Consider the following 8,087-nt stretch of genomic DNA (forward strand, 5'->3'; position numbering starts at 1 on the left):
TACAGCGTCCAGGCCGGCACGGCGACCGCGGCCGGTGCGCGGCTCGAAGAGCGCAGCCGGCTCGAAGCCTTGAAGGTCAAAAAAGCCGAGGTGACGGACGCTCAATCGTCCGCCGAGACGGCGCTGGCCTCGGCCTCGGAAAAGGCTGAAGCCGCGACCCAAGCGACCAAGGGCTTGCGCGCGAAGGCCAAGGAAACCCAGGTCGCGCTCGACCGGGCGCGCGAGGAAATCGCCGGCAGCGAGCACGAGGCGCAAGCCAACAGCAAGCAGCTCGGCGCGCTGGCCGAGGCGCTCAGCCGCATCAAGGCGGCGCTGACCGAGGCCAAGGAGCAGGCCGAGAGCGCCGACGAGGCGCTCTTGGCGCTTGCCTCGCTTGCCGGGATCGAGGCGGCACTCGAAGCAGCCCAAAGCGAGGCCGGATCGGCCCGCTCGGAGGCAGCGCGGGCGGAAGCCAATCTCCGGGGCTTCGAACATGAGGTGCGTCTGCGCCAGGAGCGGATCGAGGCCATCCGCGCCGAGGAAGAGCTTTGGCAGAAGCGGATCGCCAATGCCCGCGAGCAGATTGAGACGCTGCGCGCGCGTAAGCAGGAGACGAGCGCCGATCTCGAGGCGCTGGCGAACCTGCCGGCGGAGATCGAGGAGCGGCGCGGCAAGCTGATGGACGCCATTGCCGAGGCCGAGCGCGAACGGGCCAAGGCGGCCGACGATCTCGCCGTGGCCGAGACGGCGCTGAAAGCCCAAGAGAAGAGTTTGCGCGCCGTGCAGGAGAAATTGGCGGAAGCCCGCGAGGGCAAGGCGCGCGGCGAAGCGCGGCTCGAAGGCGCGCGTGAGCGGCGCAGCAGCCTGGCGCGGCTGATCCGCGAGCAGCTCGACTGTGCGCCGGAGGAGTGCCTGACACGGGCCAACCTCAAAGAAGGCGCCGAGATCCCGGCGCTCGACGAGGTCGAGGCGCGTCTCGTCAAGCTCAAGGCCGACCGCGAGCGGCTCGGCGGCGTCAATCTCCGCGCGGAAGAAGAAGAAGCCGAGCTTTCGGCGCAGCTCGAAGAGATGGAGCGCGAGAAGGCGGACGTGGAGGAGGCCATCGCGCGGCTGCGCCAGGGCATCTCCAATTTGAACCGGGAGGGGCGCAAACGTCTCTTGGAGGCGTTCGAGTCGGTCAACGGACATTTCACCCGCCTGTTCCAAACGCTGTTCGGCGGCGGCTCGGCGGAGCTGAAGCTCGTGGATTCGGACGATCCGCTCGAATCGGGGCTGGAAATCTTCGCTCAGCCGCCCGGCAAACGGACGCAGACGCTCACGCTGCTCTCGGGCGGCGAGAAGGCGCTCACCGCCATGGCCCTGATCTTCGCGGTGTTCCTGACCAACCCTTCACCCATTTGCGTGCTGGACGAGGTCGACGCGCCGCTCGACGACGCCAATGTCGACCGCTTCTGCCGGCTGATGGAGGAGATGTCCCGGGAAACCGATACGCGCTTCCTGATCATCACCCATCACCCGCTGACCATGGCGCGCATGAGCCGGCTGTTCGGCGTCACCATGCAGGAGAAGGGCGTGAGCCAGCTGGTGTCGGTGGATCTGGAGACGGCCGAGAAGCTGCGCGACGCGGTCTAGGCCTCTCGGGACGGAGGCATGGATCTGGGAACCCTCCTCGCAGTCTTTGCCTTCCTCGCAGTGCTGGCGGCGATTGGCGTCGGCTTGCGATTTCTCATTCCCGTCGTGGTCGAGCATTTCAAGGGAAGCTTCGGCAGCGCGACCGGGTGGAATGCGTTATCCCGTCTCTACGGCACAGCCGCGGAGCCCGAGGGCGTGGTTCTGAAGCGGCAGTCTCTCGTCGCAGGTTCGGTCGTATACCGATATCTCATCACAGTGGTCATCGGCGATGCCGGCCTCTATCTGGAGGTCGGCGGCCCGTTGCCTCGCAATCCAATTCTTATCCCCTGGGAGGACTTCAAGGAGGCCACGCCAACGAGGCTTTTTTGGCAGAAGGCGGCCCTCGTCTCGATTGGGGCGCCGAGAGCGGGCACGCTCACGCTGCCGATAACGCTCTATGACAGGATGCGCTCTCATCTCCCGCCTCAACTCGCCTCGATGGGCATCTCCTCGAAGCCTGACTAAGGCTCTATTTCCAAGGAATCTCGGGCCACTCCCTGCGGCGACGTGACTTCCTTGACACCCCGGAATCCCAAACTAAAGTGCGCGCGAAGCTTGAGGACCAGCCGGTTCTTTAGGGCTCTCCCGGAAATTGAGCAGCGCCAATGGCCGGAGCCGAAAATCAGTCCGGACGCCCAAAAAGCGGCCGCGGCACAGAGACTATTCGGCAGCGGCTCGACGCTCTCGAAGGGAAGCTGGCTACGGCACATGGCCACCGCCCGCCCCCGGAGGAGCAAAAGGGCCGGGGCAAGGCCATGGGCCAAGCTCTCAGGCTTGCGACCGAGATGGTCGCGGGTGTGGCGGTTGGGGGGTTCATCGGCTGGGCGCTTGACCGGCTGTTCGGCACGGCCCCGTTCTTGATGGTGGCGTTCCTGTTTCTTGGAGGCGCCGCCGGGATCATGAACGTGGTGCGGACAGCCCAGGCCATGCAGGGCGAGCCCATGCCGGGCCAGCACCTGCGCAATGCGACGGACGATGACGAGGATTAGGGGCTTTTCGACGTGATTGGGGCAGCTTACGCCGCGGAAGATGTAGGACACGGAGACGGTCACGGGGGCGGCACCGGGCTGCCCGATCCGATGCACCAGTTCGAGATCAAGCGCCTGATCGATCTCGACGTCTTCGGCTTCGACGCTTCCTTCACCAACTCCGGCCTGTTCATGGTGATCGCGGCCGCGCTGATCACGCTGTTCACCCTATTCGCCATGCGCAAGGGCGCGCTGGTCCCCGGACGTCTTCAGTCCGTGGCGGAAGTCTCCTACGAGTTCGTCGCCAATATGGTGCGCGACAACGTGGGCACCGCGGGCATGAAGTATTTCCCCTTCATCTTCACGCTCTTCATGTTCGTGCTGGCGCTGAACATGCTCGGCATGGTGCCCTACTCCTTCACGGTGACGAGCCACATCATCGTCACCTTCGCGCTCGCCGCGTTCATCTTCATCGGCGTCACGATCATCGGCTTTTGGAAGCACGGCATCGGCTTCCTGAAGTTCTTCGTGCCGTCCGGGGTGCCCTTCGTCATGCTGCCGCTGCTGGTGGTGATCGAGGTGATCTCCTATCTCACGCGCCCGGTCAGCCTTTCCGTGCGTCTGTTCGCCAACATGATGGCGGGACATACCATGCTGAAAGTGTTCGGCTCGTTCGTGGTGGCGCTGGGGCTTCTCGGCGGCTGGGCGGCGCTCGCGTTTATGGTGGCCTTCACGGGTCTCGAACTCCTGGTGGCGTTCCTCCAGGCCTATGTGTTCGCCATCCTCACCTGCATCTATCTCAACGATGCGCTTCACATGCACTGAGCCATCACACGCAAAACGATCGTTCCAAGGAGAGAGAATCATGGAAGCAGAAGCAGCAAAATTGATCGGCGCAGGTCTTGCCTCGATCGCGCTTGTCGGCGCCGGCGTCGGCATCGGCACCATTTTCGGCAACTACCTGCAAGGTGCGTTACGCAACCCGTCGGCGGCTCCGACACAGTTCGCCAACCTGCTGCTGGGCTTCGCGCTTGCCGAAGCGACGGGCCTGTTCGGCCTCGTGGTGGCGCTGATCATCCTGTTCGTATTCTAGTCTGAGCGTTCGCTCTCTCTAAGGACACGATCCATGCCGCAACTCAACCCGCTCGATTGGGGACCTCAGCTGGTTTGGCTGGTTCTCACCTTCGGCATTCTTTACCTGCTGATGTTGTGGGTTGCGCTGCCGCGCATCGGTAGCGTGATCGAAAAGCGCGCGGCACATATCTCCGGCGATCTCGCCACGGCCGAAAAGTTCCGGCGCGAGACCGAGGAAGCCATCGCGGCCTACGAGCAGGCGCTGGCCGAGGCCAAGCAAAGCGCCCACACCATCGTCGAGGAGGGCCGCGCTAGGCTGAAGGCGGAGACCGACGCGGAGCGGGCCAAGCTCGACAAGGAGCTGGCGGTCAAGAGCGCGGAAGCCGAGGCACGCATCGCGAAGGCCAAGGCGGCGGCCATGACCGAAGTCAACGCCGTGGCCACGGATGTCGCCGCAGATATTGTCAAGCAACTGATCGGCACGGCGCCGCCGAAGGGCGACCTCGAGAAAGCCGTGATCGCGGCGCGGAAGGCTTAGAGCCCATGGATATCTTCGCCACACCGGAGTTCTGGGTCGCCGTCTCCTTCTTCCTGTTCCTTGCGCTCGTCTTCTATTTCGGCATGCACAAGAAGATCGCCGTGGCGCTCGATGCCCGCGCGGCGGCCATCGCCAAGGAGATCGACGAGGCGAAGGCCCTGCGCGACGAAGCGCAATCGGTGCTGGCTGACTATCGCCAGAAGCAGAGCAACGCGGCCCAAGAAGCACAGGCGATCGTCGATCGTGCCGGCAAAGAGGCTGAGGCATTCGCTGCCGAGACGTCCCGCAACATGAAAGAGCAGTTCGAGCGGCGCATGAAGCTGGCCGAGGACAAGATCGGCCGCGCCGAGGAAGAGGCAGTGCGCGATGTCCGCGCGGCGGCGGCCGATGCGGCAATTGCCGCGGCGCAGATGGTGATCGCCGATAGACTGACGCCCGAGACGGCCGACAAGCTCGTCAAGCAGGGCATCGACGCGCTGAAATCCAAACTGAACTAGCGCTTTTCCCGACAATATGGTTCCCGCCGCCCGTGCGCGCGCGCGTGCGGTGGAAACTCCTCGCCTTCCCGCTTTTGGCAATCGCCAAGATCGATGCGATAGTGAGGCATGGTTCAAGTCGTCGAACCGCGCCACGCCGTCTCGCTCTCCGATTACGAGAGCATCGCCGATCTGAGCGGTACCGTGCGAAGCCTTCGCCAGGAGGCCGAGAGCCGCCTGGCGGGGTTTGGCGGACGGCGCGTCGTGATGGTGAACAGCACCGCGCAGGGCGGCGGCGTGGCGGAGATGCTGCCGCCGCTCCTGTCGATCATGCGCGAGCTCGGCATCGACGCCCACTGGCTCGTGATCGAGACGCAGGACCACGACTTCTTCCGGCTGACCAAGACCCTGCACAATCTCATTCATGGCGCAGGCGACCCCAATCTCGCCCCGACCGACCGCGACGTGTACGACCGCGTGAGCGCCGAGAACGCCGCGGCGATGGAGGAACACTTGAGGCCCGGTGACGTGCTCGTGATCCACGATCCGCAGCCCATGGGAGCCGGTGCTCTCTTGCGCCAGAAAATGGATATCGCGGCGATCTGGCGTTGCCATATCGGCCTCGACAAGGAGACGCCGGAAACCCGCGCGGCGTGGGACTTCCTCGATCCCTATCTCAGGCCTTACGACCACGCGGTGTTCACCGCGCCCGAATACATTCCGAGCTCGCTCGCCGGACGCTCGACGATCATCCACCCCGCCATCGATCCGCTGAGCCACAAAAACAGGCACTTACAAGTCCACGACATCGTCGGCATCCTCGCCAACGCCGCGTTGATCAAGCCGTGGGGCCCGGTCCTCACGCCGTCCTTCGCCGAACCCGCCAAACGACTGCAAGCCGACGGTAGCTGGGCGCCGGCCACGGAGCCCGAGGATTTCGGGCTACTGTTCCGGCCTATCGTGACGCAGGTGTCGCGCTGGGATCGCCTCAAAGGCTTCCTGCCGCTGATGCAGGGATTCATCTCGCTCAAGCGAGATCTCGAGGCGCGCACCGATCTCGAAGAACACCATCGCCGCGCGCTGCAGCTCGTCCGCCTCGTTCTCGCCGGACCCGACCCGGCATCGGTGGACGACGATCCGGAAGGCAAGGAGGTGCTGGCGGAGCTGTGCGCGGCCTATATGGGCCTGCCCCCGCATCTCCAGGCCGACATCGCCATGATCTCCCTGCCGATGTCGTCGAAGAAGAACAACGCCCTCATCGTCAACGCGCTGCAATGCTGCTCCGACGTGGTAGCGCAGAACTCGATCCAGGAAGGGTTCGGGCTCACGGTCACCGAGCCGATGTGGAAGCGCGCGGCGCTGATGGGTTCGTCCGCCGTCGGTATCCGTCAGCAGATCCGCCCCGACCTGGACGGCGTTTTAGTCCGGCATCCGGAGGTTCCACACGAGATCGCCGAGGCCCTGGATGCGCTGTTGGCCGACGAGGCGAAGCGCGAAGTGCTCGGCCGCAGCGCGCGGCAGCGCGTCCACGACAATTTTCTGGTGTTCACGCAGGTGAAGAGCTGGCTGGAGCTCCTGACCAACACGATCGCGGACCGCTGGCCGAAAGGCTGATGGCGAGCTACTCCACCACCGCGATGATGGGACCGTAGCCGCCGTGGGACGGCGGGTCGTTGCGGCCGAGTTCCGGCGCGTAGAGCCCCGGCGCCGTACCGCCATCCAGGAACAAAGCATTCTCGGCACCAAGCCCATCGCGAAAGAAGCGGGCAAACTCGTAGAAGCTCACGCTGCCGCGCGTCATGGCGAAATGAACTTTGCCATCGCTCGACACGCCGACGCCGTTGCGCGGCTTGAAGTCCGTCGACTTGACGATGAAGGCCGGGTGGATCGCGCCGTCGATCACCAGCATCGGGCCGGACTGGGTGGCGAACCGCGCCTTGGGCTTATGGGCCAGAAACCGATCCGTATCGAGCACGCCTGCTGTGCCCTCCCCTAAATAGAACACGCCGTTCGGCTTCTTGTAGAAATTCGGGATCTGGCTCGGACTGCCGGTCACCGTCTCGGTATTGGCCTTCGTGAGTGCCCGGCCGTTCTCGATGTGCAGGCCGACGGGACTCAGGTCGTGTTCATACATGCCGCCGTTCATGGCGAAGGCGAGCGTCTTGCCGCGGCTTTCCAATGCAAGCGCGAGCGCCTTGAACGTGCGCAACGGATGCCCGTCGGGTCCGCGCCAGTAAAGCCGCACATCGTCCTCGGTGGGATCGAAGGTGCAGACGATGTAGCGGGCTTTGCCGAAGCGCTCGTCGCGGCAGGCCTCCGCTTGAGCGGCACCGGTCGCGCCAGCAAGCACGAGCAGCGCCATGCCAAGCTGAAGGAGCCTCATCCTCATGCGTCAGCCAGCCCTATTTCAGCGCCACGAAGACCTTGTAGTCCTCGAGCCGCGTGCCGACCTGGATGGGGAAGGAAATCTCGCGCACCATGGAGAAATAGCCGGCCGTCTGGTCCGGCGGGACCGTGACACGCACCGACATCTTGTCTTGAGCAAGCGTGGACTTGTAGGCGTCCGCCGCGCGGACCGAGACCGGCAGGGTGACCGTCCCGGGCGTGCCCTTCGGGCCAAAGAGCACACGGCCGGCGAAGCCGTATTTGACAACAACACGGCCGCCGTAAAACCTGCAGTCGCGCGATAATTTGGTGATCTCGCCACGGCTGACGACGAACATCTGATCGCCGTCATGGCCGGATTGGTAGGCGGTGCGCAGGCGCTCGTTGGGCCAGGCGACGACTTGAGGACAATTGAGAGCCTTGCCGTCCACGGCATTGGCGGCCGGTGCGGCCGCTGTCTGCGTCTGGGATTCGGCCAGGGGCAGGCTGTCGGGCAGTCTCTCGCTGGCGTACCCGGTCGAGGTGTCTTCGCTGCTGCTGAAGGGGCTCGAGACCGATCCGCCGCCGCAGCCGGAAACGGCTATCAGGCTCGCGAGCAGCGCGCAGAGCCCGCAGCCACGCAGCCAGGAAAGACCGTCAATCCGCTTCAACTCACCCCGTCCTTGGCTTGACACGCCAGGCATCACTGCCTGATATGCCCGGGCGCGCCGCAAAAAGTGCTTGAAACGGCGCGAGCTTCCGGGCCCTCGCTGGCGCCAAACTATCTGCCCCGGTTAGGCCCGACAAGGCCAGACTTAAGGCCATTTTGGGCCCGAAAGAGCCGCTTCTGGAGCGCCGATGACCGGCACAAATCACGCCAATGGGCGACATAATGGGCGACATGGCGACCGTCCTGCCTTGACTGTCTATCTCGCCTCGCCGCGCGGGTTCTGCGCCGGCGTGGACCGGGCTATCCAGATCGTGGAGCTCGCGCTCGAGAAATACGGCGCCCCCGTC

10 protein-coding genes and 1 pseudogene are annotated in these 8,087 nt (G+C 64.7%); 9 read left to right on the forward strand and 2 right to left on the reverse strand.

What is annotated here, in order from left to right; translation table 11 throughout:
• The 8 genes from ACSLE4_RS04060 to ACSLE4_RS04095 form a co-directional block, all read left to right on the forward strand.
• Positions 1-1,611 (forward strand): AAA family ATPase (locus ACSLE4_RS04060; protein WP_435903196.1); only part of this gene is annotated, 1,611 nt, incomplete at its 5' end.
• 18 nt (positions 1,612-1,629) lie between these two features.
• Complete coding sequence (locus ACSLE4_RS04065; RefSeq protein ID WP_435903197.1) at positions 1,630-2,115, forward strand: hypothetical protein; 486 nt, start codon at positions 1,630-1,632, stop codon at positions 2,113-2,115.
• 290 nt (positions 2,116-2,405) lie between these two features.
• Positions 2,406-2,639 (forward strand): AtpZ/AtpI family protein, encoded by a 234-nt coding sequence (locus tag ACSLE4_RS04070; protein ID WP_435903198.1) that lies wholly within the window; start codon positions 2,406-2,408, stop codon positions 2,637-2,639.
• A 90-nt stretch (positions 2,640-2,729) separates the two neighbouring features.
• Positions 2,730-3,443 carry a F0F1 ATP synthase subunit A gene (locus ACSLE4_RS04075; RefSeq protein WP_435903205.1) on the forward strand — a complete coding sequence of 238 codons (714 nt, stop codon included), beginning with the start codon at positions 2,730-2,732 and terminating at the stop codon, positions 3,441-3,443.
• Between the two features lie 40 nt (positions 3,444-3,483).
• The gene (locus ACSLE4_RS04080) at positions 3,484-3,711 is read left to right on the forward strand and encodes a F0F1 ATP synthase subunit C (RefSeq protein ID WP_435903199.1); all 228 of its coding nucleotides are present in this window, start codon (positions 3,484-3,486) and stop codon (positions 3,709-3,711) included.
• 33 nt (positions 3,712-3,744) lie between these two features.
• A complete protein-coding gene (locus ACSLE4_RS04085) occupies positions 3,745-4,230 on the forward strand; it encodes a F0F1 ATP synthase subunit B family protein (RefSeq protein ID WP_435903200.1) in 486 nt (161 codons plus the stop codon).
• A gap of 5 nt (positions 4,231-4,235) precedes the next feature.
• A complete protein-coding gene (locus tag ACSLE4_RS04090; RefSeq protein WP_435903201.1) occupies positions 4,236-4,727 on the forward strand; it encodes a F0F1 ATP synthase subunit B family protein in 492 nt (163 codons plus the stop codon).
• A 108-nt stretch (positions 4,728-4,835) separates the two neighbouring features.
• On the forward strand, positions 4,836-6,320 hold the full coding sequence (locus tag ACSLE4_RS04095; RefSeq protein ID WP_435903202.1) for a glycosyltransferase: 1,485 nt from the start codon (positions 4,836-4,838) through the stop codon (positions 6,318-6,320).
• A gap of 7 nt (positions 6,321-6,327) precedes the next feature.
• On the opposite strand, the gene ACSLE4_RS04100 is transcribed toward ACSLE4_RS04095, so the two are convergent.
• Both ACSLE4_RS04100 and ACSLE4_RS04105 read right to left on the reverse strand, forming a co-directional pair.
• A complete protein-coding gene (locus ACSLE4_RS04100) occupies positions 6,328-7,095 on the reverse strand; it encodes a phosphodiester glycosidase family protein (protein WP_435903203.1) in 768 nt (255 codons plus the stop codon).
• Between the two features lie 13 nt (positions 7,096-7,108).
• Complete coding sequence (locus tag ACSLE4_RS04105) at positions 7,109-7,741, reverse strand: hypothetical protein (RefSeq protein WP_435903204.1); 633 nt, start codon at positions 7,739-7,741, stop codon at positions 7,109-7,111.
• A gap of 187 nt (positions 7,742-7,928) precedes the next feature.
• Here ACSLE4_RS04105 and ACSLE4_RS04110 point away from each other — a divergent pair.
• A pseudogene (locus ACSLE4_RS04110) lies at positions 7,929-8,087 on the forward strand (hypothetical protein); the annotation flags it as partial.

Source organism: Methyloceanibacter sp., from assembly GCF_051306395.1.
In the GTDB taxonomy this organism is placed as follows: domain Bacteria; phylum Pseudomonadota; class Alphaproteobacteria; order Rhizobiales; family Methyloligellaceae; genus Methyloceanibacter.